Annotated in this window: 17 protein-coding genes and 1 tRNA gene; 6 read left to right on the top strand and 12 right to left on the bottom strand. The window is 57.3% G+C overall.

All coding sequences use genetic code 11. The annotated features are described in order from the left end of the window. Window positions 1–801, bottom strand: coding sequence for a tRNA (cytosine(32)/uridine(32)-2'-O)-methyltransferase TrmJ (gene trmJ / locus AAF465_00650; protein MEM7081235.1), 801 nt, complete (start codon window positions 799–801; stop codon window positions 1–3). A 123-nt stretch (window positions 802–924) separates the two neighbouring features. On the opposite strand from trmJ, the gene AAF465_00645 reads away from it, so the two are divergent. Further along, on the top strand, window positions 925–1,716 hold the full coding sequence (locus tag AAF465_00645) for an inositol monophosphatase family protein (GenBank protein MEM7081234.1): 792 nt from the start codon (window positions 925–927) through the stop codon (window positions 1,714–1,716). 90 nt (window positions 1,717–1,806) lie between these two features. After that, on the top strand, window positions 1,807–2,190 hold the full coding sequence (locus tag AAF465_00640) for a translation initiation factor 2 (GenBank protein ID MEM7081233.1): 384 nt from the start codon (window positions 1,807–1,809) through the stop codon (window positions 2,188–2,190). Window positions 2,191–2,317: 127 nt separating this feature from the next. Here AAF465_00640 and secF read toward each other — a convergent pair whose 3' ends face one another. From secF to AAF465_00600, 8 genes are all read right to left on the bottom strand, one after another. After that, the gene (secF, locus tag AAF465_00635; protein MEM7081232.1) at window positions 2,318–3,280 is read right to left on the bottom strand and encodes a protein translocase subunit SecF; all 963 of its coding nucleotides are present in this window, start codon (window positions 3,278–3,280) and stop codon (window positions 2,318–2,320) included. A gap of 29 nt (window positions 3,281–3,309) precedes the next feature. Beyond that, window positions 3,310–5,184, bottom strand: coding sequence for a protein translocase subunit SecD (gene secD, locus AAF465_00630; GenBank protein MEM7081231.1), 1,875 nt, complete (start codon window positions 5,182–5,184; stop codon window positions 3,310–3,312). A gap of 44 nt (window positions 5,185–5,228) precedes the next feature. Next, window positions 5,229–5,597, bottom strand: a complete 369-nt coding sequence (gene yajC, locus AAF465_00625; GenBank protein ID MEM7081230.1) for a preprotein translocase subunit YajC — start codon at window positions 5,595–5,597, stop codon at window positions 5,229–5,231. Window positions 5,598–5,667: 70 nt separating this feature from the next. Continuing rightward, a complete protein-coding gene (tgt, locus tag AAF465_00620) occupies window positions 5,668–6,783 on the bottom strand; it encodes a tRNA guanosine(34) transglycosylase Tgt (protein MEM7081229.1) in 1,116 nt (371 codons plus the stop codon). A 55-nt stretch (window positions 6,784–6,838) separates the two neighbouring features. Continuing rightward, window positions 6,839–7,876 carry a tRNA preQ1(34) S-adenosylmethionine ribosyltransferase-isomerase QueA gene (gene queA, locus AAF465_00615; GenBank protein ID MEM7081228.1) on the bottom strand — a complete coding sequence of 346 codons (1,038 nt, stop codon included), beginning with the start codon at window positions 7,874–7,876 and terminating at the stop codon, window positions 6,839–6,841. 76 nt (window positions 7,877–7,952) lie between these two features. Further along, a complete protein-coding gene (locus AAF465_00610; GenBank protein ID MEM7081227.1) occupies window positions 7,953–9,104 on the bottom strand; it encodes a PDZ domain-containing protein in 1,152 nt (383 codons plus the stop codon). Continuing rightward, entirely contained in the window at window positions 9,098–9,805 is a 708-nt protein-coding gene (locus tag AAF465_00605) for a hypothetical protein (protein MEM7081226.1), read from the bottom strand. The genes AAF465_00610 and AAF465_00605 overlap by 7 nt, the downstream gene beginning before the upstream one ends. A 4-nt stretch (window positions 9,806–9,809) precedes the next feature. After that, window positions 9,810–10,415 (bottom strand): RNA polymerase sigma factor, encoded by a 606-nt coding sequence (locus AAF465_00600; protein MEM7081225.1) that lies wholly within the window; start codon window positions 10,413–10,415, stop codon window positions 9,810–9,812. A 107-nt stretch (window positions 10,416–10,522) separates the two neighbouring features. On the opposite strand from AAF465_00600, the gene AAF465_00595 reads away from it, so the two are divergent. The 3 genes from AAF465_00595 (at window position 10,523) to fdxA (ending at window position 11,567) form a co-directional block, all read left to right on the top strand. Continuing rightward, window positions 10,523–10,609: transfer RNA gene (locus AAF465_00595), tRNA-Leu, on the top strand. Window positions 10,610–10,663: 54 nt separating this feature from the next. Continuing rightward, on the top strand, window positions 10,664–11,212 hold the full coding sequence (locus tag AAF465_00590) for an NUDIX hydrolase (GenBank protein MEM7081224.1): 549 nt from the start codon (window positions 10,664–10,666) through the stop codon (window positions 11,210–11,212). 25 nt (window positions 11,213–11,237) lie between these two features. Further along, on the top strand, window positions 11,238–11,567 hold the full coding sequence (gene fdxA / locus AAF465_00585) for a ferredoxin FdxA (protein MEM7081223.1): 330 nt from the start codon (window positions 11,238–11,240) through the stop codon (window positions 11,565–11,567). Window positions 11,568–11,734: 167 nt separating this feature from the next. Here fdxA and AAF465_00580 read toward each other — a convergent pair whose 3' ends face one another. Both AAF465_00580 and xerD read right to left on the bottom strand, forming a co-directional pair. Beyond that, on the bottom strand, window positions 11,735–12,529 hold the full coding sequence (locus tag AAF465_00580) for a DsbC family protein (protein ID MEM7081222.1): 795 nt from the start codon (window positions 12,527–12,529) through the stop codon (window positions 11,735–11,737). Window positions 12,530–12,715: 186 nt separating this feature from the next. Further along, the gene (xerD, locus tag AAF465_00575; protein ID MEM7081221.1) at window positions 12,716–13,648 is read right to left on the bottom strand and encodes a site-specific tyrosine recombinase XerD; all 933 of its coding nucleotides are present in this window, start codon (window positions 13,646–13,648) and stop codon (window positions 12,716–12,718) included. A 341-nt stretch (window positions 13,649–13,989) separates the two neighbouring features. Between xerD and AAF465_00570 the strand changes: the two genes are divergently transcribed. Further along, window positions 13,990–14,685, top strand: coding sequence for a lysophospholipid acyltransferase family protein (locus AAF465_00570; GenBank protein MEM7081220.1), 696 nt, complete (start codon window positions 13,990–13,992; stop codon window positions 14,683–14,685). Here the strand turns inward: AAF465_00570 and AAF465_00565 are convergent. Then, a complete protein-coding gene (locus AAF465_00565) occupies window positions 14,668–16,647 on the bottom strand; it encodes a DUF3857 domain-containing protein (protein MEM7081219.1) in 1,980 nt (659 codons plus the stop codon). The genes AAF465_00570 and AAF465_00565 overlap by 18 nt on opposite strands. Window positions 16,648–16,852: the final 205 nt, after the last annotated feature.

Below are 16,852 nucleotides of genomic sequence, written 5' to 3'. Positions count from 1 at the left end.
TCACGTGTTGTTACGTTGCTTCTCCACCGCCGACAAAATGCCGCGCAGAATATTGAGCTCCTGACGATCGGGCCGCGCCCGACCATACAACCGCCTCAGGCGCTTCATGAGGTGTTTCGGTGCGGCCGGATCAAGAAACCCTGAGTCGATCATGACCTGCTCCAGGTGACTATAAAAATAGTCCATTTCCTCGGCAGTGGCGACCTCGCGCGTCGCATTTTCGCGGAGCGGCAGTGCGGCTCGACTGGTCATAAGCAGCTCATAGCTCATCACCTGTACCGACATCGCCAGATTAAGCGAGCTGTACTCCGGATTGGCCGGAATGTGCACCAACCCGTGGCAAAGCGCCAGCTCATCATTAGTTAGTCCGGTGCGCTCCCGACCGAATACGAACGCGACGGGATGCTGCGCGGATTCCTCGAGCGCACGCTGCGCGGCCTCCGGTGGCTCCATTTGCGGCCATCGTAGCGAACGCAGACGAGCGCTCGCACCCAACACCAGGCCGCAATCGGCAATGGCATCAGAGAGCCGATCAAACACCTCGGCCCGTGCCAACAGGTCATCGGCGCCCGAGGCCATCGCGGTGGCGTCCGCGTGCGGAAACACCTTTGGCGTTACGAGTCGTAACGCACTCAGACGCATGGTTTTCATCGCGCGTGCCACCGCGCCGATGTTGCCCGGATGCGACGTTCCCACCAGCACGATGCGAATGGGTCGCTCGGACAGTGCCGTCACAGACGAATCGTCGTGTTCGGTGGCAGCCTGGCGCCTGGGATTACTGAATTCGGACATTTCACTCATTGCCATCACACTGCAAAACATTCTTTGCTATTCTACGCGCCATCCGCCGCCGATCGCCATGTGCAGACTGTCTGCCAACGATCCTTTTGCGCTGATCGCGCACCACACGATGAAGGCACCGCTATGACTCCTTTGGTTAACGTCGCCGTACAGGCCGCCCGCGCGGGTGGCGACGCGATTATTCGCAGCATGAACCGACTGCACAACCTCACTGTGCAAAGCAAGGGTCGTAACGATTACGTCACCGAAGTCGACAAGTTTGTCGAGGCGCGCATCATCGAAGTCATTAAAAAATCCTACCCTCACCATAACTTCTTAGGCGAGGAATCCGGTACGACAACCGGACAGGACGGCGAAGTCGAGTGGATTATCGACCCGATCGATGGCACAACCAACTTTATTCACGGCTTCCCGGCGTTTGCCGTGTCGATTGCCGCGCGTCACCACGGCAAGATGGAGGCTGGCGTCATTTACGACCCACTTCGCCAGGAGCTGTTCACCGCGAGTCGCGGCAACGGCGCGACACTCGACGACCGCAAGATTCGTGTCACCGCGCCGCAGGGACTCGAGGGGACACTGATCGGCACAGGCTTTCCCTACCGCGGCGACCCAGTCGAACTCGACAATTACCTGGGCATGTTACGCGACGTAAGCCTCAAGGTAGCCGGCATCCGACGGGCCGGCTCAGCGGCTTTGGATATGGCGTATGTCGCCGCTGGGCGCTTCGATGGTTTTTGGGAACGCGGACTGAAAATCTGGGACATTGCGGCCGGCGAACTCATCGTGCGCGAAGCCGGTGGTTTGGTCAGCGATCTGGACGGCCAAGAAACGCACTTAACCACTGGTAATGTGGCGGCAGGTTCTGCCCGTGTGTTGCGAGACCTGCTCAAAACGTTGGCCCCTCACCGCAAATAAAACTGATCGACTCACGCCCGCGGTCCAGTGCCCGAACTAATTACGTTGTTTTGAGTCCATCTTAGTGAGTCGTTTACTGAGGCGTTTGTTATGCGTCGATCATCCGTGTGCGTTCTGTGTGCACTGTTGCCATTAGTGGCCAGCTGCGCGTCCTCCAACCGCAACGAAAACGAACGCTTTCATATCCAAAGCGAGCCCGAAACCGCACTGGCTAAGCTCTCCACCGGCGAATCGTGCCTAACACCGTGCCACTTTGATTTACCGCGTTCGAGCGAATTTCGCGTCACCCTTACCAAAGACGGCTACCGCCCTTACACGACCACCATTCGTTCCGTAAAATCGCAAACCGGTGGACGCCCAGCCACCGCATCGGTGTCGGTCGGCGGGATATTCAATGTACCGGTTGGCCCCCAAACCGGCGTGTCCTATGACCTCGAACCCAACCCGCTTATCGTCGAGCTCGAGCGCCGATAGACCTCGGCAGGCAAGGATCGTCAACATCACACATCGCCGATCGTTCAGCGAACCGCAGCGCGGCGTTCAGTCGCATCAACTGAGCTGAATGCCGGTCGATTCCGGCTAGGCGGGCAGGAGTCCGCCGTTACGGCAGGGCGTCTTGCTCGTCTTCCACCACCGGCGGCAACAAATCTTCCACGGTGACATCGAGGCCCAATGCGGTGGAACTGGCCACATAGATCGACGAGTATGTACCAACAACGATGCCGATAATGAGCGCCAGCGAGAACGGCTGAAGCGCTTCACCGCCCACAAAATACAGCGCCAGCAGCACCAGCAGTGTGGTGACGCCGGTTATGATGGTACGCGCGAGCATCTGATTAATGGAGCGGTTCACGATTTCTTCGGGCTCAACGTTGCGTAAGTCCAGAAAGTTCTCGCGAATGCGGTCGAACACCACGATCGTATCGTTGAGCGAGTAACCGATCACCGCGAGCACCGCGGCCACCACCGACAAGTCGAAATCAAGTTGAAATAGCGAGAAAAAGCCCACCACTAAAATGACATCGTGCACTAGCGCCGCTACGGCGCCGGCACCGAACTTCCAAACAAAGCGAATCGCGACATAGATAAAAATCAACATCAGCGCGATCATCAGCGCCAACATGCCCGCTTCACTGAGCTCTTTACCCACCTGCGCCCCCACTACCTCAACCCGGCCTCGTTTGACCGAGCCGTCGGCGGCTTTGAGCACGTCAAAGACGGTTTCACCCATGGTTGTTTTTTGGCCTTCTTCAACATCCTGCGAGTCAGGTACGGTGTCCTCGGACACCGGCAGACGCACGAGCACGTCGCGGGGTGAACCAAACAACTGGACAGTCGCGTCATCAATGCCTGCATTTTCAAGCGCCGAGCGAATCGACGGCAGATCCGCACCGTTGGGATACTGCGCTTGCATTAGCACACCACCGGTGAAGTCGACACCGAGATTCAGTTTTTGCACAAACAATGAGCCAATCGAGACCACGATGAGCACCAGCGACAGAATCATGGCCGGGCGTCGATGACCGACGAAATCGATGTTGGTAGTTTTAGTAATCAGTTGCATGGTGGTGCCTTTGAACAGAATCCGAGGTACTAGATCGACAGCTTATCGACTTGCTTGTCACCGCCGTATAGCCAGTTGACCAGCGCGCGAGTGCCGATGATCGCCGTGAACATCGAACTCAAAATACCGATGGCCAGCGTGGTGGCAAAGCCCTGAATTGGGCCGGTGCCAAACAGATAGAGCACCAGCGCTGCAATGAGCGTCGTAATGTTGGCATCGGCAATCGATGAGAATGCTTTGTCGTAACCCGAATGGATCGCATTTTGTGGCGTAGAGCCCGATCTGAGCTCCTCACGTATACGCTCGAAGATAAGCACGTTAGCGTCTACCGCCATACCCACCGTCAGCACAATTCCCGCAATCCCTGGCAAAGTGAGCGACGCCTGAAGTAATGACAGCAACGCCATCATAATGACCAGGTTCACCAGCAGCGCCAAGTTGGCAAAGATGCCAAACACCCGGTAGTAAAAGAGCATGAAAACCACCACCAGCAGAAACCCGATGATCACGGCATACTTGCCCTTTTCAATGTTGTCTTTACCGAGGGTTGGACCAACCGTACGCTGTTCGACCACATAGATCGGCGCCGCCAAGGCGCCGGCGCGCAGCAGCACGGCAAGCTCCTGCGCCTCATTTGGCGTGAAACCGGAGATTCGGAAACTATCGCTGAACACACCCCGAATCGTGGCGAAGTTGATCACTTCCTTGGTGGTGTCGAGAATCGGCTTCTCCTGACCTTCCACACTGCGTGCCGTGGTCTCGATAAACACCACCGCCATGGGTTTATTGAGGTTCGCCTTCGTGTGTTCAAACATGCGTTTTGACGCACTGCCGTCCAGCTTCACGTTCACAATCGGTCCGTCAACGGCGTCATACGAGAAGCGCGCGTCAACCAGTTCGGCCCCCGTCGCGATCACATCACGATCGAGCACGGCAGGTGAAGGAATGTCGTCTTTGGTGTCTTGCACCAGCATGCAGCCTACCGGCGCTCGTCCGCTGCGAGCGGCTTCAGCGGGACTGCCGGTTTCACAGGCGCCACGAAATTCAAGGGATGCCACCGCGCTCAACGTATCGATGACTTCCGCCGGGTCGCCAACGCCCGGCAACTGTACGAGAATGCGGTTCGCGCCCTGCTGCTGCACGAGCGGTTCCGCCACGCCGAGTTGATCGAGGCGACTGCGCAGGGTCGTGGTGTTTTGTTCAATCGCGAAGCTTTGGCGATCGGCGATCTGCGTTTCGCTCATGGTGAGTCGGAGAATCGGGCAGCCTCCCGCGGCGGTCGAGTTTCGTTCCGCCACCAAAAACCCTTCCTCGAGATCGTCGACAACCTGACGCGCATCGGCGCATCGTTCAGCATCACGGGTGGTCACGGTAATCCCGTCGTTTTCCGATTGCACTCGGACACCGGGAACTTTGGCATCGCGCATTTGCACCTTGATGGCTGAGGCCATCTGATCGAGGTACTGCGCAATGGCGCGTGGCATATCGACTTCAAACAAAAGATGCACACCGCCCCGCAAATCCAGACCCAAGCGCACCGATTGACCGCCGGTGTCGCGTAGCCATTTGGGCATGAGCGGTGCGAAGTTGGTGGCGACCTTGTAGCCGCTGTCTTTGCCGCCAAAGCGGTCGGTCATCAAAGTCTTAATGCGGTCCTGCTGATCGTCGTCATTCACGACGATGTAAAGTCGGTCATCGTGCGTAAAAACCTGAGGCACCGACTCACCCGCATTGCTGAGCTGCTGCTCGATAGCGGTATTCAAATCGCTAGGCAGCGGCAGATCGGAATCGCGGGTAATCTGAACCGCGCGTGATTCGCCATAAAAACTGGGTAACGCCAGAAACACCGCGCCGAGCACCACGCACAGAACCAGGATATTGAGCCAGGAGGGATAACGATTCATTCGAATTAGGCCTTGTGAGGGTAAATGGGCGCGAGGCGTCGCGTTTAAAACTTGACGGTGCCCTTGGGCAGAACCGCGCCGATTTGATGTCGCTGAATTTTAATTTCCGTGTTGCTCGCAACTTTTAGCGTGACAAACTGTTCGTCCAAGTCGGTGATCCGCCCCAACACGCCTCCGGCTGATACCACTTCGTCACCCTTGCCCAGTCCCTTGACCATGGCGGTGTGCTCTTTGGCGCGTCGCGCCTGGGGACGGATCAGCAGAAAGTACAGCGCCAGAATGAAGACCAGCGGCAAGATAAAGCCGCCCAAACCCGGTCCCTGCGGGGCGCCGGTGGCCTGAGCCGAGGCGGTGCGGATGAAAAAATCAGCGCCTAGGGCACCGAGGTCGGAAACGGAGAGACTTCCCAGCATGGCGAACTTCCTTTGAGTGAGGGTCGCAGCCGGCCCGGCAGCGCGCCAGGCGGCAAAAATAAGCGCCGCATTATGCCACAGAGTTTGGGCTACACACGGGTGATTTCAAGTAATCGGCGGCAAATTCCTCAAATTGGCCGGCGTCCAGCGCTTCGCGCATGCGGCGCATGAGCGTTTGATAGAAGTGCAGATTGTGAATCGTGGCGAGCCGCGGCCCGAGAATCTCGCCGCAACGGTCCAGATGCCTCAGGTAGGCGCGACTGTAATGGCGACACGTGTAGCAGTCACACGCCGGGTCGATGGGCCCGGTGTCATGCTGGTGACGGCTGTTGCGAATTTTGATCACACCCTCGGACGTGAACAGATAGCCATTGCGGGCGTTGCGCGTGGGCATCACGCAATCGAACATATCCACTCCGCGCGCGACCGCCTGTACAAGGTCTTTGGGCGTGCCGACGCCCATCAAATAGCGGGGTTTATTGTCCGGCAGGGCGTGCGCCGTGCTGTCGAGTACCAACAAGCGTTCTTCCTCGGTTTCCCCCACAGACAGTCCACCCAGGGCATAGCCGTCAAAGCCGATCTCAACCAATCCTTCCAGAGACTCGTTCCGCAGATCGGGGTACATGCCGCCCTGCACAATGCCAAACAGGCTACTGGGATGATCGCCGTGAAAATCGCGGCACCGCTTCCCCCATCGACGCGATAGCGTCATCGATGTCGCCGCTTCGTCGCGCGTCGCCGGGTACGGCGTGCACTCATCAAACTGCATGATGATGTCGGCACCCAGTGCGTGCTGCACGGCGATCGATTTTTCCGGCGTCAGCTCGACCTTATCGCCATTGACCGGTGACCGAAACGTGACGCCCTCTTCGCTGATCTTGCGCATTTCGGCGAGACTCCACACTTGAAACCCGCCTGAATCGGTCAAGATTGGGCGCTCCCAGTGCATGAACCCATGCAGGCCACCATGCGCCTGCACGACCTCGGTGCCGGGCCTGAGCATCAGGTGAAACGTGTTGCCTAACACTATTTGCGCGCCCAATTCCTCCAGCTCCTCGGCGGTCATCGCTTTGACGGTGCCGTAGGTGCCAACCGGCATGAATGCCGGGGTGTCAATCTCACCCCGCGCGAACGTCAGTCGACCTCGTCGGGCTCGGCCGCTTCTTTGTAACACCTCAAATTTCATGCCGTGGCCTCACTGCGTTTCAAAGATCGATCGGGTCTGTGGACTGCGTGCCCACTCAGCGCGAACCGAAGGGGCGGCGATCGATCAGCATACAGTCGCCGTAACTAAAAAATCGATAGCGCGCCGTCACCGCGTGCGCGTACGCCTCTAAAATGCGTGACCGACCGGCCAACGCACTCACCAGCATAATGAGGCTCGACTCGGGCAAATGAAAATTCGTCAGCAACCGATCAACGGTGCGAAACGCGTAGCCCGGATAGATAAAGATATCGGTCATACCGCGATAGGCCTGTAGCTCGCCCGACTGCGATGCGGCTTCCAAACTGCGCAGACTGGTCGTGCCCACACACACGACCCGATGCCCGGCGGCTTTGGTCGCGCGCACTTGATCGACCAATTCCTGGCCTACCTCGACATACTCCGAGTGCATGACGTGCTCGTCGAGTCGTTCGGCGCGCACCGGCTGATAGGTGCCGCTGCCGACATGAAGTGTGACGTGCGCCCGCTGGATACCCGCGCTGTCTAACTCCTCGAGCATGGCGTTATCAAAATGCAGTCCGGCGGTCGGTGCGGCCACTGAACCCAGGGATTCGGCGTACACCGTTTGATAGCGTGAGGTGTCGGCATCGTCCGCTCGGCGCTCAATATACGGAGGCAGCGGCATCTCCCCGTGCTCGAGAAAGAAGCCGAGCGCATCGACTGGGAAATTCAGCACGAACAAGTCGGCTTCGCGACCGATCACTGTGACAAACTGCGCCTGGTCGCCGGCATCGAGCCAGAGGGTGCTGCCCGCTCGGGGCGCTTTACTGGCCTTGATTTTAACCAATACCCGTTGCGCTTCAATGCGTTCCAACAGCACTTCGATGCGCCCGCCGCTGTCCTTTCGACCAAACACTCGCGCCGGAATGACGCGCGAGTCGTTAAACACCAGTAGATCGCCCGGAGTGAGCAATAACGGTAGGTGACAAAATTGCTGATCACGCGGTGGACCGTCACTCCTCAGCAAGAGTAAGCGGCTATCGCGTCGCTCGGGCGTCGGTCGCCGGGCGATGAGCTCAGGGGGTAGATGAAAAGAAAAATCGGTGCGCTTCATGGGCGGCGATAGTACACCGAAAAAAGGCGCACGGTGGCCGTGCGCCTTGTGGGTTTAGCCGACGATTGGAGTCGTACTAATTATCAGAATCGAACTTAAACGAGAACGCATCGCCATCGCGGGACACGCAGCGTTTGCCCTGACTGTCGTCACCCTCCTCGCTTAGACAGCGCCAGCCTCGCCCCCAGGCGTTCTCAGGCACCGCCACATCGAGCGTAATCGATTCACGTTGACGGACAATTTCCACAGCCAAACGGTCACCCTCATCAGCCGACGCAAACAGCGCATGCACGTCGCCGCGCGAATTCACCGCCTCGCCGTTGACACTGAGCAACACATCACCCTCTTGAAAACCGAGCGCCTCGTCGTCGGGCACCGCCGTTAGCAACACGCCTCGATCAACCCCGAAATAGCTACCGAGCGACGGTGTGACAGGCGCAAAACGAAATCCATGGCCAAGTCCACCCGGTCCGCCCATCATCGCGATAACCGGACCGCCGTTCGCCCAACCACCCATGGCTTCTTCAAGGCGTTTGGGCAGAAGCTTCAGTTCTTCGATCTGGCTGTCGTCAAATTCGAAATGCATCACATCGCCATCAAAATCAATGTTGGCTTCAAATCCAGACAGTTTGTCCGCTAATTTGGCCATCATCTCATCCATCCCTTCCCACTTTCCGGCCGCGACAGCAAAGTCACCGAAGGTCGGCATAACCTCCTCGACACTGCCCGTGGTAATCGCAACGGTCAGTGGACGGCCGTCACGAATGATTTTCAAGTTGGCCACATCGCCCGGTTCCATCTGCTTCAGCGCTTGGAGTAAGTTGTGGATCGCATCGGAACCATCTTTACCGCGCAAATCAACGTCATTAAATCGGGTCACTAGATCGTTAGCTTCGAGGCCTGCGACGGCCGCGGGTCCGTTTGTTGTCACGGTACCAATGCGCACACCCTCGCCTTCCTCGGCTTGTTGAATCTGCACGCCCAGCATCGCGCGTCGCTCGCCAACGCGCATGCGTTTCACAACACGCGCAACTTCGCCGCCCGACATTTGACGACTCAATTTCGCGACACGCTGTGCGGCTTCATCAAGTTGCTGTTGCGCTTCTTTCATTTGCTCGCGAAGCGCTTGTTCGTTGTCGCTCTGAGCGGTCACCGATGCGGTGACAAACAACACGACAAACGCGCTTACGGCGCGAGTGAAAAGGGAAAACTGTGTGCCATTTACCATACCTGTTCCTCTTCAATGTTTGAGGCTGTCATAACCTGAAACCCGTGGTATCCCTGTCGCGCCAGTTCTGCGCGTTGCACGCCCACGAGATTCTCCAAAGTGCTGACGCGTCGCGACAATAACGCGTTAAATTCTTCCGGCGCATAGCGATCGATCTGCGCGGCATTTAAGTTGTAGTCCACCAACGCAAGCTGCGCTTCCAGTGCCGAGAGCGCGTCGTTGGTGCTCAACGATGGCTCCGCCACGCTGAGTTCCGCAAGCTGTTGGGCGACGGCCTCCAACGCGTTAGATCGCTGAATCAACGCACGACGTTCTTGTCGGTGCGGTTGTGCGACAACAGCCGGCGCGCTTGGCTCAGCGTGCACAGCCACCGGGTTGAGTCCGTGCTCTAAATCGTCAACCGTCGGCGCGGTCGGCACCAGCCACAGCGCGATGGCGGCCACCACGGCGGCCGCCACCGCCCAGTGCAGAGGTTGATTGCGTCGTGGCGCCTGCTGTTGATACGCCAGTTGCTCCGACAATTGGGCGAAGACCTTGGCGGAAGGCGCCTGCAACGGCAGTGCTTGCAGCGCCGCCTTGCGATCCGTGATGAGTTTCAATTCAGCACTGCATTGGGCACACAGTTCGATGTGCCGCACCAGTTCGCTGTCGATCGGCGCACCGTCGCGCAGATCAAGAAGTTGTTGTGTCGTCGCATGCATAGTACTAACTCGCCGCCGGTGCTTTACCGGTCAATGGTGTAACGGTCGCGCTCCGTGGCGTCGTTTTCTTCCCTGGTTCGTGCAGTTCGCTCGTCGCCCAGGCGTTAAGGCGCTGGTGCGCGCGCGACAGCTGAGATTTCGAAAAGCTCACGGTTTTATCCATGAACGCCGCAATCTCTTTGTGGGTATACCCCTCAACATCGTGAAGCCAGAGCACGCTGCGCGCCGTAGCCCCCAAGCGCTTAAGGCAAATTTCTAGGTCGTGCGGGACGCTCTGATCGATGTCGCAGGTTTCAAAATCGGGCATAAGTGGCTCCCCGCGCTTGTGCCAGGGCGAGCGCAGCTGGGCCAACGCCTTGTTCACGGCAATGCGGCGCACCCAGGCGCCGATCGGCGCATCGCCTCGAAACTGCTGAATTTTGGTGATGACCTCAATGAAGGTGTCCTGCACCACTTCATCGGCCACGGCACGAGAGCCAGTGAGCCGCAGCGCCAATGTGAAGACCGGGCGCGAAAAGGCCTCAAACAGCTGCGCATGAGCCGCGTTGTCGCCGCGGCGGCAGCCGCTCAATACGGCCTCCTCAATGTTATTGGCAAAGAATCCACTCATGTCACAAATAAGGACTCACTGTTGACGCAAAAGGTCGCAAAAAACCTGAAAAAAATTCTTGAAGGCTGGCGCTCGTGCCCTATACTTGCACCCTCAAGCGATCAGGCGCCGGGGTGGCGGAACTGGTAGACGCGCTGGATTCAAAATCCAGTTCCGGAAACGGAGTGAGAGTTCGATTCTCTCCCTCGGCACCATGATCGCATGACTCCAATGGGACCCAGCCCAGCCGTCGACACAGCGAGCATGCCATGAAATTCTGCAGTCAATGCGGCGCCGAGGTCGAGCTCAAGATACCCGACGGCGACAACCGCGAGCGCTATGTGTGCCCGTCCTGTCACTTTGTTCACTACCAAAACCCACTCATTGTGACCGGGTGCGTGGCCGAATGGGAAGGGCAAATTCTGCTCTGTCGCCGCGCAATCGAGCCTCGTCACGGCTTTTGGACCGTGCCCGCCGGTTTTATGGAAAATGGCGAATCGGTGGCACAGGGGGCCGCACGAGAGACCTGGGAGGAGGCTCTGGCGCGCGTGACCACCACGTCGCTGCTGGCGGTCGTCAATGTCGTTCACGCCAAACAGGTCCATCTTTTCTACCGCGGACGGCTCGAACAGAACGAGTACGGCGTGGGCCAGGAATCGCTCGACACCCGCCTGGTTGATGAAGCCGACATTCCTTGGGACGACATGGCCTTCCCGAGCGTCACCTATGCCCTGCGCGCCTATCTTGAAGATCGGGCCGCTGGCGTTGAGAATATCCACGAAACCGATATCCATTGGCGCAGGCCCAAACAGGCCTAACGCCCGACAGCGACACGAGAACTCTATGACCTTTGTTGTCACCGAAAACTGCATCAAGTGTAAGTACACCGACTGCGTCGAAGTGTGTCCGGTCGACTGCTTCCACGAGGGGCCAAATTTTTTGGTCATAGATCCCGATGAGTGCATCGACTGCACACTGTGCGAACCGGAATGCCCGGCAGAGGCGATTTACTCGGACGACGAACTGCCGGACGGGCAAGAGCATTTTCGTGAAATAAATGAACGATTAAGCCAGAAATGGCCCGTTATTACCGAGCAACAAGCGCCACTGCCCGACGCGGCAGAATGGGACGGACAGCCGGACAAGCTCGAACACCTCGACGAAGGTGAATGAGCGTTAATGGCGCGCGACGAACGTCGCTGCGTTAAAATCGGTTTGCCGAGACACCGGCTGAATCTTCTCGTTAGCGAATCCCGAGGTGCTTAGGCGGCATGCGCATAAAAAAAGGCCGACAAGCGTCGGCCTTTTGTTGACATTGGCGAACGCCAAAGTCGGCTTATCTAGCGCGCAAGCGCACCTTGTTCGATCCGAGTGCGCAACGCCTTAGCCGGCATATACCCAGAAATCAGTTCGCCGTTCTCGGTAACAATCGCTGGCGTGCCGCGCAGGCCAACTTTACGACCGGCCTCAAAGTGATCATTGATAAGCCCCGCATCGCACTGTTGGGCAGCGAGCCGCTGCCCGGCTTTGGCTTGCGTAAGCGCGGAGTTTCGATCGTCTGAGCACCACACATTGGTGGCCTTTTCCCAGGATGCGGTATTGGGCCCAGAACGCGGGTAAAACAGATAACGCACCTCAATCCCTTCGCTGTGATAATCCTCCATTTCTTGGTGAAGCTTGCGGCAGTAGCCGCAATCCACATCCGTGAAAATGGTAACGGAGTGCGTCACGTCGCCGTCGGGCGTGTAGACGATCATGTCGTCTTCACCGATGCTCGCCATGAGCTGTTGTCGCGACGTGTTACGGCGCAAATCGGTGAGGTTGACGCGCGTGTCGAGATCAATCAGATCCCCACGCATGGCGTAACGTCCGTCTCCAGATATGTACAGCACCTGGCCGCCGCTATCGATTTCGAACCAGCCTTGAACCGGGCTTTCTTTAATATCAGCCGGATTGATCGCCGGAAATTTGCGTCGCACCTCGTCGAGATCGAGGTCCGCGTTGATGGCAACGGGCGCATCGGGGGCGGCCGATTCGCTTGCAGCCGCTTTGGCTGGCGTGTCAGTGGCGGCCTCGCAGGCGCCCAGGAAAACCGCGCCGGCAAGCGCCGCGGTGAGAGTCATTCTTTTAAACATAATCGGTATTCCCTGAAAACTCGGTAACGTGAGCCCCATCTCGGACAGCGCGATGACGCGCCGGTTCCAGCGGGCAGCTGACGCGGAGTCTAGCAAAATAACGGGCTGAGGTTATAAAACACGTGCAAAAAAGCCGCGCATTCGCGCGGCTTTCCTAACAAAATCGATCGGTTCCCTCGCCGCTCGCTAGCCGCGTGGATGGTGCTTTGAGTGAAAATCCTTGAGACGCTCCTGCGCAACATGGGTATAAATCTGGGTGGTGGACAAATCGCTATGGCCCAGCAACATCTGCACGACGCGAAGGTCGGCACCGTTATTGAGCAGATGGGTCGCGAAGGCGTGGCGCAACGAGTGTGGAGACAGCTCTTTGCCAATGGAGGCTTTACGCGCGTAACGCTTAATAATGTGCCAAAACGCCTGACGCGTCATACGGTCGCCGCGTCGTGTTGGGAATAAATAGTCGGTTTGACGCTCGAGCAAAATCTCAAGACGGGCGCCCTGGACAAATTTAGCAATCCACTCCATCGACTCTTCACCCAATGGAATCAGACGCTCACGGTCGCCTTTGCCAACAATGCGTACCACGCCTTGGTTCAAGTTTACCTGGCTGAGCTTCAGGTTGATCAGTTCGGAGACACGCAATCCAGTGGCGTAGAGCACCTCGAGCATGGTGCGATCCCGAAAGCCCAGCGGATCACTGATTTCCGGCGCACTGAGCAAATCTTCGACTTTGCCTTCAGACAACGTCTTCGGTAGCGTGCGGCCGATCTTCGGCATTTGGATATTCGCGGTCGGATCATCCTGCACTTGGTTTTCACGCACAAGATACCGATAGAAACGCCGGAAACTCGACAGTTGCCGAGCCGTCGATCGTGGGCGAGCGCCTTTCTCAACGCGCGCCGCAATAAATTCTACGAGGTTTTCGCGCGTCGCTTTGACCATATCGATGTTGCGGGCCTCTAACCAGCGCGAAAGAGCGACTAGGTCGGCTCGATACGCGGCTAGCGTATTCTTGGACAATCCGCGCTCCATCCAAATGGCGTCGAGAAAGACATCGATGATGTTTTTATCGTCGTCCTGGTTCGAGGGTCCCTGATCTTCAAAATCTCGTTCTGACATTACCGCGCTCACGTAAATTACCTCTGAATACTATTTGGCCGAACATCAATTTTCGGACAAAACGCCTGGTCAGCAGCCGCGTCCAAAAGACCACAGGTTGCCACCATTTTCGTGCGCATTAATCCTCACAATGCGCCGGTTTTTCTTTTCACTCCTGCCGTCAGTATGCGATCAGGCCCGGAAAACTACAGTGATACAGTTCTCAAATTTACCCGTGCATGACATAAGTTGAACCACGTCACACTTTTTAGGAAAATTAGGCGTTTACGCGCCCCGGAGCGGTCATTTTGGACCACAAAAAACGGTATTTACCCATCATATGGCTTTACGGAATCTATTCTGTGACCTGCTTGGCGCTTGTGGCTTTTGTTGCAGTGCTTTTGTTGCTGCTGCCACTCAGCCTGACGGCACGTCGCCGGATGGTCCGGGCGCTGGCTCGCGTGTGGTTTGCCGTGACGTTGGTTCGACTGGATGTGCGCAATCGCCATTTCCTGGACACGCAGCCTGCCGTTGTCGTTGCGAATCACGCGAGCTATCTCGATGGCATCATTCTTAAAGCCGTGCTGCCTGCCCGATTTGGGTTTGTGATCAAGCGGGAAGTCACACAGGTGCCGCTTATGCACTTTTTATTACGCCGGATTGGCTCGCAGTTTGTGGAGCGACGCAATCATTTTCGAGGCGGTCGCGATGCAAAACGCATCATTGACTTAGCCAAACGCGGGGAGTCCGTGGCGATTTTTCCTGAGGGCACGTTCGAGACCAAACCAGGCCTAGCGGCCTTTCGCCCCGGGGCGTTCAAAGCTGCCGTAGAGGGTCAGCTGGACGTGGTGCCGATTGTGATAGACGGCTCGCGGGCGATGCTGTCGGCCGACCATTGGCTACCGCGCCCTGGAAAACTCGTGATTACCGCATTAGAGCCGATCGCCATCGAAGGCCACGGTCGCGAGGCGATGAACCGCATCGCTAGTTTGAGTCGCAACGCCATTCTGTCGGTGCTCGACGAGCCCGATCTGGTGTCGTTAGAGTCGGTCGAATAACACCACTAACGCCACCAGCACAAAGCCAAACACCCCTGCCGTGCGCAATAAGTCGCTGACCCAAGTGTGTTTGCTGAACGAAAAGAAGCCGGGATAGTGGTAGCGGAAGTTGTTGCTGCACCGACTCCGCATGTGGTCAACGTCTTTGGTGTACGCCGCGATTTCTTCAGGCAGTGCGTGTCGCGCACGTGGCGTGAGGCGCGTGAGAAACCGCATTTGGTTGCCGCGCACCGCCACCTTATCGGAGTAGTGAAACCATTTATTGTCGATGTGTGCCTGACTAGGTTCCGCTTTTGGCGAAGTGCGAGTAGTCACCACTACGGAGTGACTCAGCGCACCGTCAACGTTTAAATCGAGCGGCGCGCTGTCATCGAGCGTGACGGGGTAGTCGTTCGCAAATTCGGTGGTGATCTGCATGTACGCTTCAGGATGCGTTTGCGCCAAATCCACCATGTGATAGCGCTCAACCGTCTGGAGCACATTGCGGTGCGTGTCGTCTTGGAGCGTCACGGGCTGTATCACCTCAAGCCGACAACCGGTCGTTTCGCGCGCACCCCGCAGATAGTCCTCGTGAAGTGTCTGTTGATTCTTCGAATTGAGATAAAACCGCATGTTATCCGCGCGATGGTAAAAATAGCGGCGGGTGATGGTGAGCTCGGCGTCGGATTTTAAGTGGCTGAAATCGAATTCGTGTTCGAGCTCAAAGACGACGCGATTCACATCAAACGGCAGGGCCTCAAGCTCACACCCCTCTGCCGTGAGTTCTAGGCCATAGCCATAGTTGAGCTGCGCGCAGTGCTCCAGGTCGCCCGCTTGCGCCTGAATGGTTGGATCAAAATACAGGGTGCGGCCGCGCGATCGAACTTTGACAATCATGTGATCGAATTGATATGCGGACGGGTTAAGCCCTTGTAGCTTGTGCCCAACACGCGAATTGACCAACACAAGGTTCGCGTCGACACCGAGTCGACGCAACAAGGCGACCAATAAATTGGATTTGTCTTTGCAATCGCCAGCGCGTTTTTTGAGTGTGCGCTCGGGCGACTTCGGCGTATGGGTGTAGATGCCGTGGTTCTCACCCCGATAGCGCACATTATTTTGAACGAAGCGCACCATCCGAAGCAGATCATCTTCCTGAAGTCCCGAGAGGTCGAGCAAATCAATGTTATGGATATCGATTTTCGTATCCAGAACACCGTTGGCCTCATAGTATTGATACAGGTAGCGCGACACGTCCGGCCAGGTTGTGCCGGTGGTGAACTGCAAAAATGGACGCCAGACCCATGACGGCACGTGGTGGCCGAGCGACTCGGGACTCAGATTGTCCCATTGACGACTGAATTCGCTGCCCGCCTCCACGCGATGAACTTCGCCAAGCGTTTCGTTCGCACCACCTTCCTGGTAGAGCAAGGGTAAATGGCCCGAATTGATGACGCGCACCGACTGGCTTATCACCGGACAAGACCAGCTGACCCAAAACGTGGACAAATAAAATTTGCCGTGCAGCGGGTGGGTGCTCATGAAGTTACAAAACGTCATGCGCACGTCGAGAATGTCGCCGACGCGCAAATCGTCGATCGTCAACGCGACCGTTTTGCGGCCTGTGACGATATGACTCTCGAGCGAGGTCTCGCGCTGGTAGACCGCAATATTCTCGGGGTCGAGTGCATTGATGCGTTGACCGTTGCGGATGATCTCGATGTGATGGAAAAACACCCGCTGGTGTTTCTCATTGAGCTCCGAAACCAATAGCGACGCGTCTTCGAGCCGGGAGGCGTCATTAATTTTCTGTACGGTGCGTGTGTAGGAGAACGTCCGCTCCCGATCCACGTAATCCTGATAATCGGCCAACAAATAGAAAAACGGCGCCGCGTCGTGCTGCACGTTCACATCGACCGGTCGATCGATCACCCACTGCGGGGCAACTTCAATGGCGTAAAGCTGTTCGGTTGGTGCGTGCAAAGGCTGTCCAGTCGGTGACCGCGAGCTTGAGCTCAATGGTACTCATTATGATCGATTCAAGTTGGTAAACACGGTATCCCCACCCGACATCCGCCGCTGTGATGCGTCTCGAAAAAACGCAGGATACGCCCGATTCTCGGGGTAATTTACACGGTTGCCAGCGATCGGTGCCCGGGTGCCGCGCCGCGACATCGCGCCCTACCGT

Source organism: Pseudomonadota bacterium, assembly GCA_039028935.1.
In the GTDB taxonomy this organism is placed as follows: Bacteria; Pseudomonadota; Gammaproteobacteria; order Steroidobacterales; family SZUA-146; genus SZUA-146.
This window is presented reverse-complemented; position numbering and strand designations above follow the sequence as displayed.

Excerpts from the sequence above, each read along its gene's own strand:
- trmJ (MEM7081235.1), bottom strand. The coding sequence starts at position 801 with ATGAGTGAAATGTCCGAATTCAGTAATCCCAGGCGCCAGGCTGCCACC.
- AAF465_00645 (MEM7081234.1), top strand. The coding sequence starts at position 925 with ATGACTCCTTTGGTTAACGTCGCCGTACAGGCCGCCCGCGCGGGTGGC.
- AAF465_00640 (MEM7081233.1), top strand. The coding sequence starts at position 1,807 with ATGCGTCGATCATCCGTGTGCGTTCTGTGTGCACTGTTGCCATTAGTG.
- secF (MEM7081232.1), bottom strand. The coding sequence starts at position 3,280 with ATGCAACTGATTACTAAAACTACCAACATCGATTTCGTCGGTCATCGA.
- secD (MEM7081231.1), bottom strand. The coding sequence starts at position 5,184 with ATGAATCGTTATCCCTCCTGGCTCAATATCCTGGTTCTGTGCGTGGTG.
- yajC (MEM7081230.1), bottom strand. The coding sequence starts at position 5,597 with ATGCTGGGAAGTCTCTCCGTTTCCGACCTCGGTGCCCTAGGCGCTGAT.
- tgt (MEM7081229.1), bottom strand. The coding sequence starts at position 6,783 with ATGAAATTTGAGGTGTTACAAAGAAGCGGCCGAGCCCGACGAGGTCGA.
- queA (MEM7081228.1), bottom strand. The coding sequence starts at position 7,876 with ATGAAGCGCACCGATTTTTCTTTTCATCTACCCCCTGAGCTCATCGCC.
- AAF465_00610 (MEM7081227.1), bottom strand. The coding sequence starts at position 9,104 with ATGGTAAATGGCACACAGTTTTCCCTTTTCACTCGCGCCGTAAGCGCG.
- AAF465_00605 (MEM7081226.1), bottom strand. The coding sequence starts at position 9,805 with ATGCATGCGACGACACAACAACTTCTTGATCTGCGCGACGGTGCGCCG.
- AAF465_00600 (MEM7081225.1), bottom strand. The coding sequence starts at position 10,415 with ATGAGTGGATTCTTTGCCAATAACATTGAGGAGGCCGTATTGAGCGGC.
- AAF465_00590 (MEM7081224.1), top strand. The coding sequence starts at position 10,664 with ATGAAATTCTGCAGTCAATGCGGCGCCGAGGTCGAGCTCAAGATACCC.
- fdxA (MEM7081223.1), top strand. The coding sequence starts at position 11,238 with ATGACCTTTGTTGTCACCGAAAACTGCATCAAGTGTAAGTACACCGAC.
- AAF465_00580 (MEM7081222.1), bottom strand. The coding sequence starts at position 12,529 with ATGTTTAAAAGAATGACTCTCACCGCGGCGCTTGCCGGCGCGGTTTTC.
- xerD (MEM7081221.1), bottom strand. The coding sequence starts at position 13,648 with ATGTCAGAACGAGATTTTGAAGATCAGGGACCCTCGAACCAGGACGAC.